Source organism: Streptomyces sp. NPDC048018, assembly GCF_043202995.1.
In the GTDB taxonomy this organism is placed as follows: domain Bacteria; phylum Actinomycetota; class Actinomycetes; order Streptomycetales; family Streptomycetaceae; genus Streptomyces.
Genome location: NZ_JBIDBK010000004.1, coordinates 662,964 through 679,667 on the forward strand (window position 1 = coordinate 662,964; position 16,704 = coordinate 679,667).

The 16,704-nt window shown below is 72.9% G+C and carries 16 protein-coding genes; 10 read left to right on the forward strand and 6 right to left on the reverse strand.

Features of this window, described 5'->3' with window-relative positions:
• The first annotated feature begins 79 nt into the window (after positions 1-79).
• The gene (locus tag ACGF1Z_RS19015; protein WP_393005317.1) at positions 80-820 is read left to right on the forward strand and encodes a GntR family transcriptional regulator; all 741 of its coding nucleotides are present in this window, start codon (positions 80-82) and stop codon (positions 818-820) included.
• A gap of 40 nt (positions 821-860) precedes the next feature.
• On the opposite strand, the gene ACGF1Z_RS19020 is transcribed toward ACGF1Z_RS19015, so the two are convergent.
• Entirely contained in the window at positions 861-1,652 is a 792-nt protein-coding gene (locus ACGF1Z_RS19020) for a Uma2 family endonuclease (protein WP_393005319.1), read from the reverse strand.
• On the opposite strand from ACGF1Z_RS19020, the gene ACGF1Z_RS19025 reads away from it, so the two are divergent.
• On the forward strand, positions 1,567-3,207 hold the full coding sequence (locus ACGF1Z_RS19025) for a DNA repair helicase XPB (protein WP_393005321.1): 1,641 nt from the start codon (positions 1,567-1,569) through the stop codon (positions 3,205-3,207). The genes ACGF1Z_RS19020 and ACGF1Z_RS19025 overlap by 86 nt on opposite strands.
• A 33-nt stretch (positions 3,208-3,240) precedes the next feature.
• Here the strand turns inward: ACGF1Z_RS19025 and ACGF1Z_RS19030 are convergent, their stop codons facing one another.
• Entirely contained in the window at positions 3,241-3,420 is a 180-nt protein-coding gene (locus ACGF1Z_RS19030) for a hypothetical protein (RefSeq protein ID WP_393005323.1), read from the reverse strand.
• Between the two features lie 317 nt (positions 3,421-3,737).
• Between ACGF1Z_RS19030 and ACGF1Z_RS19035 the strand changes: the two genes are divergently transcribed.
• Complete coding sequence (locus ACGF1Z_RS19035; protein WP_393005670.1) at positions 3,738-5,690, forward strand: HelD family protein; 1,953 nt, start codon at positions 3,738-3,740, stop codon at positions 5,688-5,690.
• A 46-nt stretch (positions 5,691-5,736) separates the two neighbouring features.
• Here the strand turns inward: ACGF1Z_RS19035 and ACGF1Z_RS19040 are convergent, their stop codons facing one another.
• Positions 5,737-6,621, reverse strand: a complete 885-nt coding sequence (locus ACGF1Z_RS19040) for an aminoglycoside phosphotransferase family protein (RefSeq protein ID WP_393005325.1) — start codon at positions 6,619-6,621, stop codon at positions 5,737-5,739.
• Between the two features lie 61 nt (positions 6,622-6,682).
• Positions 6,683-7,327: a dihydrofolate reductase family protein gene (locus tag ACGF1Z_RS19045; RefSeq protein ID WP_393005327.1), complete on the reverse strand. Its 645-nt coding sequence runs from the start codon at positions 7,325-7,327 to the stop codon at positions 6,683-6,685.
• 476 nt (positions 7,328-7,803) lie between these two features.
• Between ACGF1Z_RS19045 and ACGF1Z_RS19050 the strand changes: the two genes are divergently transcribed.
• The 3 genes from ACGF1Z_RS19050 to ACGF1Z_RS19060 are packed head-to-tail and all read left to right on the forward strand — an operon-like array spanning position 7,804 to position 10,263.
• A complete protein-coding gene (locus tag ACGF1Z_RS19050; protein ID WP_393005329.1) occupies positions 7,804-8,475 on the forward strand; it encodes a DUF4097 family beta strand repeat-containing protein in 672 nt (223 codons plus the stop codon).
• 37 nt (positions 8,476-8,512) lie between these two features.
• A complete protein-coding gene (locus ACGF1Z_RS19055; protein WP_393005331.1) occupies positions 8,513-9,475 on the forward strand; it encodes an ATP-binding cassette domain-containing protein in 963 nt (320 codons plus the stop codon).
• Positions 9,472-10,263, forward strand: a complete 792-nt coding sequence (locus ACGF1Z_RS19060; RefSeq protein WP_393005333.1) for an ABC transporter permease — start codon at positions 9,472-9,474, stop codon at positions 10,261-10,263. Before ACGF1Z_RS19055 ends, ACGF1Z_RS19060 begins: the two co-directional genes overlap by 4 nt.
• A 90-nt stretch (positions 10,264-10,353) precedes the next feature.
• On the opposite strand, the gene ACGF1Z_RS19065 is transcribed toward ACGF1Z_RS19060, so the two are convergent.
• Both ACGF1Z_RS19065 and ACGF1Z_RS19070 read right to left on the reverse strand, forming a co-directional pair.
• Positions 10,354-11,052 (reverse strand): copper homeostasis protein CutC, encoded by a 699-nt coding sequence (locus ACGF1Z_RS19065; protein WP_393005335.1) that lies wholly within the window; start codon positions 11,050-11,052, stop codon positions 10,354-10,356.
• A gap of 52 nt (positions 11,053-11,104) precedes the next feature.
• On the reverse strand, positions 11,105-12,067 hold the full coding sequence (locus tag ACGF1Z_RS19070; protein WP_393005337.1) for a hypothetical protein: 963 nt from the start codon (positions 12,065-12,067) through the stop codon (positions 11,105-11,107).
• Positions 12,068-12,248: 181 nt separating this feature from the next.
• Between ACGF1Z_RS19070 and ACGF1Z_RS19075 the strand changes: the two genes are divergently transcribed.
• The 4 genes from ACGF1Z_RS19075 (at position 12,249) to ACGF1Z_RS19090 (ending at position 16,672) form a co-directional block, all read left to right on the forward strand.
• Positions 12,249-12,539, forward strand: coding sequence for a cation transporter (locus ACGF1Z_RS19075; RefSeq protein WP_393005339.1), 291 nt, complete (start codon positions 12,249-12,251; stop codon positions 12,537-12,539).
• An 89-nt stretch (positions 12,540-12,628) separates the two neighbouring features.
• Complete coding sequence (locus ACGF1Z_RS19080) at positions 12,629-14,902, forward strand: heavy metal translocating P-type ATPase (protein ID WP_393005341.1); 2,274 nt, start codon at positions 12,629-12,631, stop codon at positions 14,900-14,902.
• Between the two features lie 356 nt (positions 14,903-15,258).
• On the forward strand, positions 15,259-15,636 hold the full coding sequence (locus ACGF1Z_RS19085) for a BlaI/MecI/CopY family transcriptional regulator (protein ID WP_393005343.1): 378 nt from the start codon (positions 15,259-15,261) through the stop codon (positions 15,634-15,636).
• Positions 15,637-15,736: 100 nt separating this feature from the next.
• Positions 15,737-16,672, forward strand: a complete 936-nt coding sequence (locus tag ACGF1Z_RS19090) for an endonuclease/exonuclease/phosphatase family protein (RefSeq protein WP_393005345.1) — start codon at positions 15,737-15,739, stop codon at positions 16,670-16,672.
• Positions 16,673-16,704 lie beyond the last annotated feature (32 nt).

The following is a 16,704-nucleotide window of genomic DNA, read 5'->3' on the forward strand; positions in this document are numbered from 1 at the left end:
TTGGAGGCGCTTTTCGGCCACTGACACGCTCAACTACGCTGGTGTACCTGTGCACACGGCACACGAGGAGGGACCAGCGATGACCGCGCGCCACGAGCAGATCGCCGCCGAGCTGCGACGGGCGATCCGGCGCGAGGAGTACCCCGTCGGCGCCCGGCTGCCCGCAGAGACCGAGCTGGCCGCCCACTACGGCGTCTCCCGCGGCACCGTCCGCCAGGCCGTCGCCGCCCTGACCGCCGAGGGGCTCATCGGCTCCCGGCAGGGCGCCCGGCGCGTGGTCCTGGCCGGCCGCCGCAGCCAGAGCTTCGCCGAGCTGCGCAGCTTCGCCCAGTGGGCGCAGGCGATGGGACGCGCCGCCACCGGCCACGTCGTCACCCAGGAGTACCACCCGGCCGGTCCGGAGGACGCCGCCCGACTGCACCTCACCGAGGGCGTCCCCCTGCTCAACGTGCTGCGCGTCCGCGGCCTCGACGGCGAGCCGGTCCTGGTCGAGCGGACCGTCTACGCCGACTGGATCTCCCCCGCCGTCGAGGCCATCGACCCCGACTGCGCCTCGGTCACCCAGCACCTCTACGACGCGACGGGCCTGGTCTTCGCCCACGGCGAGCACGTCATCGACGCGGTCGCCGCCGGCGCGCGGGACGCCGGCCTCCTCGCCGTCCGGCGCACCAGCCCACTGCTGCGCGTCCGCCGCGTCACCACCACCCACGACGGCCGCCCCGTCGAGTGGTCCGACGACCGCTACCGCCCGGACGCGGTGAGCTTCACGGTCCACAACGCGATCGGCCACAACCCACTGATGCGGACGACGGCGGGGTGAAAGGGGGGCGGCCCCACCGGACCGCCGGGCAGCGCCCGCGTCAGCGGTGCCGGGGGCTCACCAGCGCTCCCGGGTCGAGCTCGACCCCGAACGGCTTCTCGATCAGCGTGCGCTGCCCGGCCTCCGCCACGGTCCGCTCGACGTAGCGTCCGCCCACCAGCTCGGAGACGACCAGGGCGGGCGCGGGCTCCAGCTCCAGCCGCCAGAGGTGCTCGATCCCCGCCTCCGCGTAGTACGGCGGCTTCAGCAGGCGGTCGGTACGCCTGCCCGAGGACGACGGGGAGACGATCTCGACGACGAGAAGGACGGCCTCCGCGTCGTAGGTGATCGGATCCTCCGCCGCGGCGGATGCCTCCACCACGACGATGTCCGGGATGAACAGACCGTCGGGCAGGATGACGTTCACCGCTTCGAGCACCTCCACCGGGGCACCCGCCGCTTGAACGGCAGCGTCCAGCAGGGACGCGAGCCGGAGCGACGCACGCTGGTGCCTCGTTCCCGGAGCCGGAGACATCAAGAGCGCTTCCCCCATCAATTCACGACGTACCCCACGGTCCTCCCCCAGCGCCAGGACCTCCTCTATGGTCCAGGGCCCGTAGTGTGGATCGTGCGCGACGCTCATCTCGCCACCTCCCTCTCGGCCGTCCGTCCCGTTCAGTGTGGCAGCCCCCACCGACATCGGCCGGGCATCAGGCAGACTGGATGTTTGGCCACATGCGGCCCGCGTGGAAGGGATGCGCACACACGTGAACGGTCCACTCATCGTCCAGAGCGACAAGACGCTCCTGCTGGAGGTCGACCACGAGCAGGCCGAGGCCTGCCGGCGGGCCATCGCGCCCTTCGCCGAGCTGGAGCGGGCGCCCGAGCACATCCACACCTACCGGGTGACCCCGCTGGGGCTGTGGAACGCGCGGGCGGCCGGGCACGACGCCGAGCAGGTCGTGGACGCGCTGGTGGAGTTCTCGCGCTACCCCGTCCCCCACGCGCTGCTGGTCGACGTCGCCGAGACCATGGCGCGCTACGGGCGCCTGACCCTGTCCAAGCACCCCACGCACGGACTGGTGCTCACCACCACCGACCGGCCGGTGCTCGAAGAGGTGCTGCGTTCGAAGAAGGTGCAGCCGCTGGTCGGGGAGCGGCTCGACGCGGACACCGTCGCCGTGCACCCCTCGGAGCGCGGCCAGATCAAGCAGACCCTGCTCAAGCTGGGCTGGCCCGCCGAGGACCTCGCCGGGTACGTGGACGGTGAGGCGCACCGGATCGACCTGGCCGAGGACGGCTGGTCCCTGCGGCCGTACCAGCAGCAGGCCGTCGAGGGCTTCTGGCACGGCGGCTCGGGCGTCGTCGTGCTGCCCTGCGGCGCCGGCAAGACGCTGGTCGGCGCGGGGGCGATGGCCAGGGCCAGGGCGACCACGCTGATCCTGGTGACCAACACCGTCTCGGCCCGGCAGTGGAAGGCCGAGCTGGTCAAGCGCACCTCGCTCACCGAGGACGAGATCGGCGAGTACAGCGGGACGCGCAAGGAGATCCGGCCCGTCACGATCGCCACGTACCAGGTGCTGACGACGCGGCGGAAGGGGATCTATCCCCACCTGGAGCTCTTCGACTCCCGCGACTGGGGCCTCATCGTCTACGACGAGGTGCACCTGCTGCCGGCCCCCGTCTTCAAGTTCACCGCCGACCTGCAGGCCCGGCGGCGGCTCGGGCTGACCGCGACGCTGGTGCGGGAGGACGGGCGCGAGTCCGACGTCTTCTCGCTGATCGGCCCCAAGCGCTTCGACGCCCCGTGGAAGGAGATCGAGGCGCAGGGCTACATCGCGCCCGCCGACTGCGTCGAGGTGCGGGTCGACCTCACCGACGCGGAGCGGCTCGCGTACGCGACGGCGGAGCCCGAGGAGAAGTACCGCTTCTGCGCGACGACGGCGACCAAGCGGCGGGTCACCGAGGCCCTGGTGAAGAGGTTCGCCGGGCAGCAGACCCTCGTCATCGGCCAGTACATCGACCAGCTCGACGAGCTCGGCGAGCACCTGGACGCCCCGGTGATCAAGGGCGAGACGTCGAACGCGCAGCGCGAGAAGCTCTTCGACGCCTTCCGCAACGGCGAGATCAGCGTCCTCGTGGTCTCGAAGGTGGCGAACTTCTCGATCGACCTGCCCGAGGCGACGGTCGCCATCCAGGTCTCGGGCACCTTCGGCTCCCGCCAGGAGGAGGCCCAGCGCCTGGGCCGCGTGCTGCGGCCGAAGGCCGACGGTCACCAGGCGCACTTCTACTCGGTCGTCGCCCGCGACACCATCGACCAGGACTTCGCCGCCCACCGGCAGCGCTTCCTGGCCGAGCAGGGGTACGCGTACCGCATCGTCGACGCGAGCGAGCTGCTGGAGTCCTGACCGGGCCCCGCCCCGGCCCCGCGCCGGCGTCGCTCAGACGTCGCCCAGGTGCCGGGGGCGGGGGTCGCGGACGCCGGCGCGTTCGTCGTGGTCCCCGTACGAGCCGAGCAGGACGGCGCCGACGGCGGCGGCGCCGAAGGCCCGTATCGCGCGGAGGCCGAAGGCCAGGCGGTGCGGGAGGGTGGACGCGGGGGTGAGGGTGGTGGTGGTCATGCCTCCATCCTCCAAAACGGACATTCCACACACATCACCCTGAGGGTGGAGCCCGGATCCCCCGAAAGGCAGAGCCCGACCCCTACGGGTCCGCGCCGGGGAAATCCGTTCGCGCCCGGACGGCGGTGGAGCTACACTCGCCTGCTTCCCCGCCTCCCGCTCGTGGAGCGCCGCCGTCCGGTCGGAAACCGGCGGCCACCTTGACGTGTCCGCGTACCCGACCCGGAGGCTCCACCGTGTCCGTAACGTCCCCTGCAGACGATCCGCTCGCGCGGGAGCGCGCTCACCTCGCCGCGTCCCGCTCCGCCCTGCGCGCGATGCGGGAGGACGTGGAGTCGCTCGACATCAAGGACGTCACCGCCAACTGGGTCAATTCGGTCGTCCTCACCCGCCAGATCGAGGAGCGGATCAAGGCGCTCGCCGACCTCGCCGACACGCCCCTGTTCTTCGGCCGCCTCGACTACCTGCACACCACGCAGGAGGGGCAGCGCTTCTACATCGGCCGCCGGCACGTGCACGACGCCGCCGGCGACCCGATGGTGATCGACTGGCGCGCGCCGGTCTCCCAGCCGTTCTACCGGGCGTCGAAGAAGGACCCGCAGGACGTCGGGCTGCGCCGCCGCTTCGGCTACACGGGCGGCGACCTCACGGCCTACGAGGACGAGCACCTCTCCGACCCGCAGGAGCTCGAACGGACCAGCCGGCTGCTCCAGGCGGAGATCGAGCGGCCGCGCGTCGGCCCCATGCGGGACATCGTCGCGACCATCCAGCCGGAGCAGGACGAGATCGTCCGCTCCGACCTGTCGGGGTCGATCTGCGTCCAGGGAGGCCCGGGCACCGGCAAGACGGCCGTGGGCCTGCACCGTGTCGCGTACCTGCTGTACGCCCACCGGGAGCGCCTCGCCCGCACCGGCACCCTCGTCATCGGACCGAACCGCTCCTTCCTCCACTACATCGAGCAGGTCCTCCCCGCCCTCGGCGAGCTGGAGGTGCAGCAGGCGACGGTGGACGACCTCGTCGCGCACGTCGAGGTGCGCGGTACGGACCCGGCGGCGACCGCCGTCGTCAAGGGCGACGCCCGGATGGCGGAGGTGCTGCGGCGGGCGGTCTGGTCCCACGTGACACTGCCGGCGGAGCCGCTGATGGTGGTGCGCGGCTCACGCCGGTGGCGCGTTCCCGCATACGAACTGGAGGAGATGGTCCGCGAACTGACGGCCCGTGACATCCGGTACGGCGCTGCCCGCGAGGCCCTGCCGCAGCGCATCGCGCACGCCGTGCTGGTCCGCATGGAGCAGGCGGGCGAGGCGCCCGACGACCGGGTGCAGGACGCGGTCGCACGCAACGCGGCGGTCAAGGCGGTCGTGAAGGAGTGCTGGCCCGCGGTCGAGCCGGCGAAGCTGGTGCTGCGCCTGCTGAGCGACGCCGACTTCCTGGCGGAGCACGCGGCGGGGATCCTCGACGCCGAGGAGCAGAAGCTCCTGCTGTGGGAGAAGCCGTACCGCAGCGTGCGGACGGCGAAGTGGTCGGCGGCGGACGCGGTCCTGGTCGACGAGACGCGGGACCTGGTGGAGCGCACGCACTCGCTCGGCCACGTGGTGGTCGACGAGGCGCAGGACCTCTCCCCCATGCAGTACCGGGCGGTCGGCCGGCGGTGCACCACGGGCTCGGCCACCGTCCTCGGCGACCTGGCGCAGGGCACCACCCCGTGGGCGACCGGCAGTTGGGCGCAGGCGCTCGCGCACCTGGGCAAGCCGGAGGCGGTCGTGGAGGAGCTGACGGCCGGTTTCCGTGTACCGCGCGAGGTCATCGCGTACGCCTCCCGGCTGCTCCCGCACATGTCGCCGGGGCTGGCGCCGGTGGAGTCGGTGCGGGAGAACCCGGGCTCGCTGGAGGTCCGGCGGACGGAGCGGGAGGCGCTGGACGCGGACGTGGTCGCGGCGTGCGTCGAAGCCCTGGCCCACGAGGGTTCGATCGGCCTGATCGCCGCCGACGCGCGCACCGCCCCGCTGGCGGAGGCCCTGGCGGCCGCCGGCCTCTCCCCCCTCTCCCCCGGCGAGGAGACCACGGCCGAGTCCCGGCTGACCCTGGTACCGGCCTCGCTGGCGAAGGGTCTGGAGTACGACTACGTGGTCCTCGACGAGCCGGCCGCCGTCGTGGACGGCGAACCGGACCAGCGCACGGGCCTGCGCCGCCTGTACGTGGCCCTGACCCGTGCGGTCTCCGGCCTGACGGTGGTGCACGCGTCGGACCTGCCGGAACAGCTGGGCTGAGCGGTGCGCGGGCGCCCGCCGCCGGCCGGGCGCCGCGCGGCCCGCGTCACCCGGTGGCGAACTCCGGCAGGGCCTCGCTCCAGGCGCGGCGGGCGACGGCGGTGAGCACGGGGTTCCTGCCGCGGTAGTGGTGCTCGGTCACGATGCCCCAGCACAGGGCCCAGCCCCGGCCGCGGGCCCAGGTCGCGTCGTCGACCCGGGCCGCCTCGCGGAACAGGGGCCGGGTCTGCGGGGTGAACAGGGTCCAGGCGGCCATCATGTCGCAGGCGGGGTCGCCGACACCGAGGGCGCCGAAGTCGATGACGGCGCTGAGGCGCCCGTCGCGGGTGAGCAGGTTGCCGGGCAGCAGGTCGCCGTGGATCCACACCGGCTCGCCCTCCCACCGCGGCAGCCGGAGCACCGACTCCCAGGCGGCCTCGGCGCGTTCGCCATCGAGCGTCCCGTCCTCGGCGAGGGCCCGCAGGGCCCCGGCCATGGCCCCGTCCTCCCAGGAGGTGACGTGCCCGCCCCGGGAGGAGCGGGGGCCGCCGGCCGCGTCGGCCCGGCGCAGGGCGGCCCCGAACCGGCCCAGCTCCACGGCGGCGTGCGCGAGATCGCCGACGGGCGCCTGCCAGGCGTCCCGGCCGTCCAGCCACTCGTACACCGACCAGGTCTGCCCGAATCCCTCTCCGGGCACCCCGGCTCCGACCGGTACGGGCACGGGCAGCGGCAGTCCGGGCGCGATCCGCGGCAGCCAGTACTGCTCCTTCTCGACCTGTCCCGCCGCCCAGTCCGCCTTCGGCAGCCGTACGGCGAGCCCGTCCCCGAGCCGGAAGATCGCGTTGTCGGTTCCGGCGGAGTCCACCTCGCGCACGGGCAGCCCGGCCCACTGCGGGAACTGGGCGGCGACCAGGCGGCGTACGAGCGTCTCGTCGAGGGGGGAGGGTGTCATGCGGGGGAGGCTAACGACACGGCGCCGCCTCCCGCCACGGGATTCGCCCCGGCCCGGCGGGTCATCTGCGCCAGAAGAGGTGGTGGGTGACACCGCTCGGGCTGGGCACGACCTCCAGGTGGAAGCGGTCGAGCAGCTCGTCGGGCGACTCCCAGAGACGCAGCCCCGACCCGAGCTCCACCGGGGCCACCACCACGTGCAGGGTGTCGACGAGGTCCGCGTCGAGGAACTCCCGGACGGTGGTGACCCCGCCGCCGAGCCGGACGTCCCGGCCGTCCGCCGCCTCGCGGGCCCGTTCGAGGATGGCGGCCGGGTCGCCGGCGACGAAGTGGAACGTGGTGTCGGAGAGCGTGATCGAGGGACGCTCGTGGTGGGTCATGACGAACACCGGGGTGTGGAACGGGGGTTCGTCGCCCCACCAGCCGCGCCACTCGTGGTCCTGCCAGGGTCCGCGCTGGGGTCCGAACTTGTTGCGGCCCATGATCTCGGCGCCGATGTTGCGGGCGAAGTCCCGGGTGAAGTAGTCGTCCAGGCCCCGGCTGCCGCCGGGGTCCGTGCGCATGGGCCAGCTCGCCGTGGCGCCGGCCCACGAGAACAGCCGCTCGGGGCTGACGTGCCCGAACGGCCTTTCGAGGCTCTGGTTCTCGCCGGCAGCCACGCCGTCGCTCGACACGGTGAAGTTCATGACTCTCAGCAGCTGTTCCACGGGTCTCCTCGTCGGATCGGGTCGCGTCCTGGTGTGCGGCGGAGCACCGCACACCAGGACGTCGAACGGGACGCGCCCGAATCGACAGCGGCCCGTCCGTCTTCTTGTCGACCCGCGGCGCGCCGGTCTTGAGCGATCCGCGACCCGTCTCCGGCGGCCCTTGTCCGAGCGGCCCCGTCCCGGGCGATCCCCCGCCGGCGGCAGGCCCGGCGGAGGCAGGCCCGGACGGGCGCGCACGATCACGGCGGCGCGGCGGCGCGGCGGCCCACCCTGCGGCATAGCGTTCATTCCCCATTCATTGCAACATCTATAGCCATGACGTTGCGTTAGTTTCATAAGCGTTGCAACGATTTACCTCATCCGACCTGCACTGATTCACCTTTCGCGCAACGACTCCATTGCCGCACCCTCGAACGCAACGTAGTGTTTCCAATGTCAGAAACACAGAGCACACCGCTCGGAACAAGGAGAGCACCATGCAGAAGTTCGACACCCTCGCCCCGATCTCCACCGTCCTCGACCTCCCCGCCGGGCGCATCACCCTCGTCGCCTCCGACCGGAGCGACACCACCGTCGAGGTCCTCCCCGCCGACGCGGCCAAGAGCCGTGACGTGAAGGCGGCGGAGCAGGTCGAGGTGCGGTACGCCGACGGCGAGCTGCGGATCGAGACCCCCGGCTGGGAGCGCCGGATCCTCGGCAACTCCGGCTTCGTCCAGGTGACGGTGCGACTGCCGGCCGGTTCCCGGGTCGCGGCCAAGACGGCCGCCGCCGAACTCCGGGGCGAAGGGCGCCTCGGCGACGTCGAGTTCGAGAGCGCGCAGGCCACCGTCACGCTCGAGGAGACCGCCGCCGCCCGCCTCACCGCGCAGGCCGGCGACATCACGGTCGGACGCCTCGGCGGCCCCGCCGAGATCAGCACCCAGGCCGGCGACCTCCGGATCGGCGAGGCGGTCGGCGGCGCCGTCACCCTGCGCACCACGAAGGGCGACATCGAGGTGGGTGCCGCCCGCGGGGTCTCCGCCACCCTCGACGCCGGCACCGCCTACGGCCGGATCCGCAACTCCCTGCAGAACAGCGAGGGCGCCGGCGCCGCCCTGAACATCTCCGCGACCACGGCCTACGGCGACATCACCGCCCGCAGCCTCTGACCGACCCACCCCTCCCCACCCCCAAGGAGCTTTTCTGATGAGCAAGTTGGCCATCTCGGCGACCGGGCTGCGGAAGTCCTACGGCGACAGGACCGTGCTCGACGGCATCGACCTGGCGGTCGAGGAGGGAACGGTCTTCTCCCTCCTGGGCCCCAACGGTGCGGGCAAGACCACCGCCGTCAAGATCCTCTCCACCCTCGTCTCCGCCGGTCCCGGCAGCGGCCCCCTCAGCGTCGGCGGCCACGACCTCGCCACCGCCCCGCAGGCCGTCCGCGCCTCGATCGGCGTCACCGGGCAGTTCTCCGCCGTCGACGGCCTGATCACCGGCGAGGAGAACATGCTCCTCATGGCGGACCTGCACCATCTGTCGAGGAGCGAGGGGCGGCGGGTCACCGCCGAGCTCCTGGAGCGCTTCGACCTCACCGAGGCCGCGGGGAAGCCGGCCTCCACCTACTCCGGCGGCATGAAGCGCCGCCTCGACATCGCCATGACCCTGGTCGGCGACCCGCGGATCATCTTCCTCGACGAGCCGACCACCGGCCTCGACCCGCGCTCCCGCCACAACATGTGGCAGATCATCCGCGAGCTGGTCTCCGGCGGCGTGACGGTCTTCCTCACCACCCAGTACCTGGAGGAGGCCGACGAACTCGCCGACCGCATCGCGGTCCTGAACGACGGGCGGATCGCCGCCGAGGGGACCGCGGAAGAGCTCAAGCGCATCGTGCCCGGCGGGCACGTCCGGCTCCGCTTCACCGACCCGGCCGCCTACCGGCGGGCCGCCGCCGCCCTGGACGGGGCCGCCCGCGACGACGAGTCCCTCGCGCTGCAGGTGCCCAGCGACGGCAGCCAGCGCGCACTGCGCTCGGTGCTCGACCGGTTGGACACCGCCGGAATCGAGGCCGACGAGCTGACCGTGCACACCCCCGACCTCGACGACGTGTTCTTCGCCCTCACCGGCGCCGCCGCCGTCCCCGCCCAGTCCAAGGAGTCCGTCCGATGAGTTCCCTCGCCCTCGCCGTCCGCGACTCGAAGACGATGCTGCGCCGCAACCTGCTGCACGCCCGGCGCTACCCGTCGCTCACCCTGAACCTGCTGCTCACGCCGATCATGCTGCTGCTGCTCTTCGTCTACGTCTTCGGCGACACCATGAGCGCGGGCATCGGCGGCGGCGGTGCCGACCGCTCCGACTACATCGCCTACCTCGTGCCCGGACTGCTCCTGATGACCGTCGGCAGCACCACCATCGGCACCGCGGTCTCCGTCTCCAACGACATGTCCGAGGGCATCATCGCCCGCTTCCGCACCATGGCCATCCACCGCGGTTCGGTCCTCGTCGGACACGTCGTGGGCAGCGTCCTGCAGTCGGTCGCCAGCGTGGTCCTCGTCGGCGCGGTCGGCGTGGCGATCGGCTTCCGCTCCACGGACGCCACCGCCCTGGAGTGGCTCGCCGCCTTCGGACTGCTCGTCCTCTTCGCCCTGGCGCTCACCTGGATCGCCGTCGGCATGGGTCTGATCAGCCCGAACGCGGAGGCCGCCAGCAACAACGCGATGCCGCTGATCTTCCTGCCGCTGATCTCCAGCGCCTTCGTCCCGGTCGACGCGATGCCGGGCTGGTTCCAGCCGATCGCCGAGTACCAGCCCTTCACCCCCGCCATCGAGACCCTGCGCGGACTGCTCCTCGGCACCGAGATCGGCAACAACGGCTGGATCGCCGTCGCCTGGTGCCTCGGCCTCGCCGTCCTCGGCTACCTCTGGTCGACGTCGAAGTTCGACAGCGACGCCAAGTAGGCGCCGTGGCCGCGCTCCAGGGCGGCGTACCTTCCGACAGCACGTCGGGGTACGCCGCCTTCGGCGTTCCCGGGGGACGCCGGGCCGCGCCTACGCGTCCAGCGCCTCGCGCCAGGTCCGCACCGCCGCCGCGGAGACCGGGGCCGTCCAGCCGTCGGGGCGCGCGGCGCCGCCGATGTGGAAGGCGTCGAGGCCGGCGGCGCGCAGGGCCGGGAGGTGGTCCAGACGCAGGCCGCCGCCGACCAGGATCTGCTGCTCGTACCCCGGTTCGCCGGCGCGGGAGGCCTCGGCCGCCAGGGTGGCGAGGCCGTCGTCGACGCCGGTGGCCGCGCCCGCCGTGAGGTAGGTGTCGAGGCCCGGCAGGTCCGCGAGCTGCTTGCGCAGGGCGTCGCGGTCGGCCGCGCGGTCGAGGGCCCGGTGGAAGGTCCAGCGGCAGCCTTCCAGGACCGCGACGAGACGCTCGACCGCCACCAGGTCCGGGTCGCCGTGGGGGGTGAGGAAGCCGAGGACGAACTCGTCGGCGCCGGCGTCCCGGAGCTCGCCCGCGCGGGCCACCAGGGTGCCCACCTGCCCGGCGTCCCCGGCCGCGAAGCCGTCCGTCAGTCTGAGCATCACGCGCAGCGGGACGTCCACCGCGGCGCGGATCGCCGCGAAGCCGGTCGTGGACGGGGTGAGCCCGTCCGCCGCCATGTCGGTGACCAGTTCGAGGCGGTCCGCCCCCCCGGCCTGGGCAGCGACCGCGTCCTCCTCGTCGAGGGCGATCACCTCCAGCACTGCACGGTTGCTCATTGAGCCCATTCCTCCACGATCCCGCACCTACAGGTCTAGTCCAATGTCCAGACTAGCCGTGCGCGTGTCCCGCCGCATCGTGCGGCGCCTCACCCGTACCGCCGGCGGTCGCTCCCGCGCCCGGACCGGCTGCGCCCGCACGGACCGTGAAGGCGGCCGTACGGACCTTGCCCTCGTGCTGGAAGTCCAGGAACAGGCGGTACGTGCCCGCGCTCGGCGCCGTCGCCGTGAAGGAGACGTCCGGACCGGGGCCGCCCTCGTTCGGGTGCACGTGCAGGTAGGCGAGGTCGCCGTCGCGCAGCGCGACCAGGTGGCCGTACGCCCCGAGGTACGCCTGCAGGTCCGTGACCGGCTTTCCGGCCTTCGTGACGGTGAGCCGCAGTTCGCCCGCGCGGCCCGGGTCCAGCGTGCCGCCGAGGCGCACCTGGTAGCCGTCGACCTCGGCCGTCGGCGTCACGGGCGGCATCGGCCTCGGGGCGTACGCGCCGGGCACGGACAGGTCGGCGCCGAGCGTCACGCCCCGGGCGCCCTTCACCGCGGGCTTGAAGTCCGCGAAGGCCTTGTAGGCGCCCGCCGCCGGCAGGTCCGCGGCGACCGACCAGGTGCCGTCCGCGCCCTTCACCGGGTGCAGGTGGCGGAAGACGGTCAGATCGCGCGAGGCGACGATGAAGTGCAGCTCCTTGCCGTGCTCGGTGCTGAACGCGGTGACCTTCCGGCCCGTCGCGTCCCTGATCGAGAACTTCAGGGTGCTCGTGCCGCGGGCGGGGGTCGGGGGGTCGAGGGCCAGGGTGTAGCCGCCCTCGGAGACCTGCAGCCCGCCGGCCGCGGGAGCGTTCGCCGCCTCCTCGTGGCCGCCGTGACCGGCGCCCTCCCGCGGCGTGGCCTCCGCATGACCCGCGCGCTCCGCCCGCTCCGGCTCCCCGACGGGGCCGACGCCCCTGCCGACCCCGTACGCGGCCCCGAAGGCCGCGGCGAGCGCGGCGGCAAAGGCGGTGATCCTCACTCCGGTGTTCATGGCTGCTCTCCTGCTCTCCCGCTGTACGGGTGGCGTGGTCAGAACCCCTTCACTGCACTTCAGTATACCCCTGGGGGGTATCAAATCACGTCGGGTCGACACTTGCGCGTGATACCGGCGGGGGGTATACATGGATCCACAGCGATACCCCCGGAGGGTATCCGATCGAGGAGGACGAACCATGGGTTCCTGCTGCACCCCCGACAACAGCTGCTCGACCAACACCGTCGAGATCTCGACGGCCACCGCGGTCGCCGAGAGCACCAGCACCGTCTACGCCGTCGCCGGCATGACCTGCGGCCACTGCAAGACCGCCGTCACCACCTCCGTCGGCGCGCTCGACGGCGTCCTCTCCGTGGACGTCGACGTGGCCGGCGGCCGGGTGACCGTCACCACCGGCGGCGAGCCGGACGACGCCGCGATCGCCGCGGCGGTCGACGAGGCGGGCTACGAGCTGACCGGCCGCGCCTGACCGGCGCACCCATGCCGAACGGCCGCCGGGGCCCGCCCGCCATGCCCGGGCCCCGGCCCCCGACCCCGTACGAACGAGGAGCAGACCTCATGACCACAACGACCCCCGGCACCGCCCGGGTCGAGCTCGCCATCGGCGGCATGACCTGCGCCTCGTGCGCGGCCCGTATCGAGAAGAAGCTCAACCGGATGGACGGGGTCGAGGCCACCGTCAACTACGCCACCGAGAAGGCGAAGGTCACCTTCTCCTCCGACATCCCCGTCGCCGAGCTCATCGCCACCGTCGAGGCCACCGGCTACACCGCCGAGGAGCCCGCGCCGCCGAGGAGCGAGACCCCGGGCGCCGCGGGCCCCACCGAGGAGGAGCAGGCGGAGGAGGAGCTGCGGCCGCTCAGGCAGCGCCTGATCACCGCCGTCGCGCTCGCCGTGCCCGTCATCGCCATGGCGATGGTGCCGGCCCTCCAGATCGACTACTGGCAGTGGCTGAGCCTCACGCTCGCCGCGCCGGTCGTCACCTACGCCGCCTGGCCCTTCCACCGGGCCGCCTGGACCAACGCCCGGCACGGCGCGGCCACCATGGACACGCTGATCTCGGTCGGCACGGCCGCCGCGTTCCTGTGGTCGCTGTGGGCGCTGTTCCTCGGCACCGCGGGCACCCCCGGCATGACGCACCCCTTCGAGTTCACCATCGCCCGCACCGACGGCGCCGGGAACATCTACCTGGAGGCCGCGGCCGGCGTCACCGCCTTCATCCTGGCCGGCCGCTACTTCGAGGCCCGCTCGAAGCGCAAGGCGGGCGCCGCGCTCAAGGCGCTGATGCAGCTGGGCGCGAAGGAGGTGACCGTCCTCAGGAACGGCCGCGAGATCACCGTCCCGACCGCCGAACTCCAGGTCGGTGACCGCTTCCTGGTCCGGCCCGGCGAGAAGATCGCCACCGACGGCACCGTCGTCGAGGGCTCCTCCGCCGTCGACGCCTCCATGCTCACCGGCGAGTCCGTGCCCGTCGAGGTCGGCGTGGGCGACTCCGTCACCGGCGCCACCCTGAACGCCGGCGGCCGCCTGGTGGTCGAGGCCACCCGCGTCGGCGCCGACACCCAGCTCGCCCGCATGGCCAGGCTCGTCGAGGACGCCCAGAACGGCAAGGCCGCCGCCCAGCGCCTCGCCGACAAGATCTCCGCCGTCTTCGTACCGATCGTCATCGCGCTCTCGCTCGGCACCCTCGGCTTCTGGCTCGGTACCGGGCAGGGGCTGACCTCGGCCTTCACCGCCGCGGTCGCCGTGCTGATCATCGCCTGCCCGTGCGCCCTCGGCCTGGCCACCCCGACCGCCCTCATGGTCGGCACCGGCCGCGGCGCCCAGCTCGGCATCCTCATCAAAGGCCCCGAGGTCCTGGAGACCACCCGCAAGGTCGACACGATCGTCCTCGACAAGACCGGCACCGTCACCACCGGCCGGATGACCCTGCTGAAGGTCCACACCGCCGCCGGTACGGACGAGAACGACGTGCTGCGCCTGGCCGGCGCACTGGAGCACTCCTCCGAGCACCCGATCGCCCAGGCCGTCGCCACCGGCGCCGCCGCCCGGGTCGGCACCCTGCCCACCCCCGAGGACTTCGCCAACCTGCCCGGTCTCGGCGTCCAGGGCGTCGTCGACGGCCATGCCGTCCTCGTCGGCCGCGAGAAGCTGCTCGACGAGTGGGCGATGGCCCTGCCCGCCGAGCTCAGGAGCGCCAAGAACGCGGCCGAGCAGTCCGGCCGGACCGCCATCGCGGTCGCCTGGGACGGGGAGGCCCGCGCGGTCCTGGAGGTCGCCGACGCCGTCAAGGAGACCAGCGCCGAGGCCATCAGGCGGCTGCGCGCCCTCGGCCTCACCCCCATCCTGCTCACCGGCGACAACAAGGCGGTCGCCGAGGCCGTCGCCGCCGAGGTCGGCATCGACGAGGTGATCGCCGAGGTCATGCCGCAGGACAAGGTCGACGTCGTCAAGCGCCTGCAGGGCGAGGGGCGTTCGGTCGCCATGGTCGGCGACGGCGTCAACGACGCCGCCGCGCTCGCCCAGGCCGATCTGGGGCTCGCGATGGGCACCGGCACGGACGCCGCCATCGAGGCCGGCGACCTGACCCTGGTCCGGGGCGACCTGCGGGCCGCCGCGGACGCCATCCGGCTCTCCCGCAGGACCCTCGGCACCATCCGCTCGAACCTCTTCTGGGCCTTCGCCTACAACGTGGCCGCCCTGCCGCTCGCCGCGGCCGGACTGCTCAACCCGATGATCGCCGGTGCCGCGATGGCCTTCTCCTCGGTATTCGTGGTCGGCAACAGCCTGCGCCTCCGAGGCTTCCAGTCCGCCGGCGACCGGGCCGCGTGACCGGCGCCACCGCCCGCCGCACGGCGGGGTGGGACGAGGCCGAGGTGAGGTCGGCGAGACGCCGAAGGCGATCGCCGGCCTCCTCCGGACCTGACGAACTGCGACAGAGCGGGACCCCACCACCCCGGCGCGAAGGGCGGTCCACGATCGGCCCGACGCTCGACCGAGGACACGTGCCGAGCACCTGACGGAGCAGCACCGGCTCGGCCGGACCGGGCGGTCCGGGGGCGCGGACCTTCGCGCGGGGGCGGTTCCGCGACAGGATCGCACCACCCCCGCCCTACCCTGAGGGGGTATATCTCGGCGGGCGGAGCGGCCCGTACGATGAGCCGCCCGCGAGCGGGGAGGGGATGCGCGTGCGCCGGCTGGGAGAGCTGGAGGCCGAGATCATGGACCGGCTGTGGGCCTGGCAGCGGCCCGCCACGGTCCGGGAGATCGTCGACGACATCAATCGGGGACGCCGTGTCGCCTACACGACGGTGATGACCGTCGCCGACATACTCCACCGCAAGGGCTGGCTGCGCCGCGAGAAATCGGGCCGGGCCTGGCTGTACGAACCCGTCCGCAGCCGCGAGGAGTACACCGCCGGCCTCATGCAGGACGCGCTCGGCGACAGCCACGACCGACCCGCGGCGCTGCTGCGCTTCGTGGAGACCATCTCCGACGAGGACATGGCCGCGCTCGACGCGGCGCTGCGCACCGCGCGGCGCGCCCAGGGCGGCGAGAGTCGGTGAACCACCACGTCCTGCCACCGCCCCGCCTCGTAAGGTGCTACCGGTCACCGGCAAGATCGCCGGCACCGGACACGGCAGAAGAACGGGGAACGGGGAAGACGTGCGCAGATTCTGGAAGTTGTGGGCGACGGCGGCCGCCGTCGCACTGACCCTCGTCGGGATGGGCCCGAGCACGACGGTCGCGGCGGCCCCGCCGCCGGGCACCAACCTGCAGGTGCTCAGCTGGAACATGTGCGACGTCGTCCGCTGGGGCGGCTGCGCGGAGCGCAGGACCGCGGAGAAGGTCGCGCTGCTGAAGCAGAAGGTCCAGGAGAACTACGTCCAGGCCATGCTCCTCCAGGAGGTCTGCCAGAGCACCCTGAGCGCCCTGCTGACCCAGCTCGGCCCCGCGTGGAGCGCCAACTTCACGCCGTACCACTGGTCGCAGAAGGGCGCGCTGACGGTCAGCCCCTGCGAGACCAAGCCGGGCACCAGCGAGCCGCTGGACCCCAACGACGACGTGGGCACCGCCATCGTGGTCAAGGCGGGTCTGTCGGACCCGGTCGCCTATCCCACGGTGCGGGCGAGCACCGAGCTGGTCCCGCCGCTGCAGTGCGCCACGGCCACCTACTTCGAGGTCCGGCTCTGCGCCGTGCACTCCCCGCGCCAGGCCTCCGACCGGGACTTCCCGCAACTGGACTACCGCGACGACTACCAGCTGGCCCTCAAGGACATCGTCGAGGACTCCCCCCAGGTCGTCTTCGGCGGTGACTTCAACGCCACCCCGCCGGACCTCGGCCCGGCGAACGCCAAGGTGTGGAAGCCGGCCGAGCTGTACGCGGGACCGAACACGCCCGGATACGCGGAGTGCGACCAGCAGAACCACCCGGGCACCCGCAACGGCACCGCCACCCACGACAGCGGCACCAAGATCGACTACATCTTCGGCAGCCTGCCGGGCCGGTGGTGCATCGTCGAGCCCAAGGCGCCCGAGGGCCAGACCAACCTGTCCGACCACCGGTACCTGATCTACAGCGTGGCGGTGGCCGCCGGCTGACCGGACGCCCGGGCACCGCGGCGCGGTGCCCG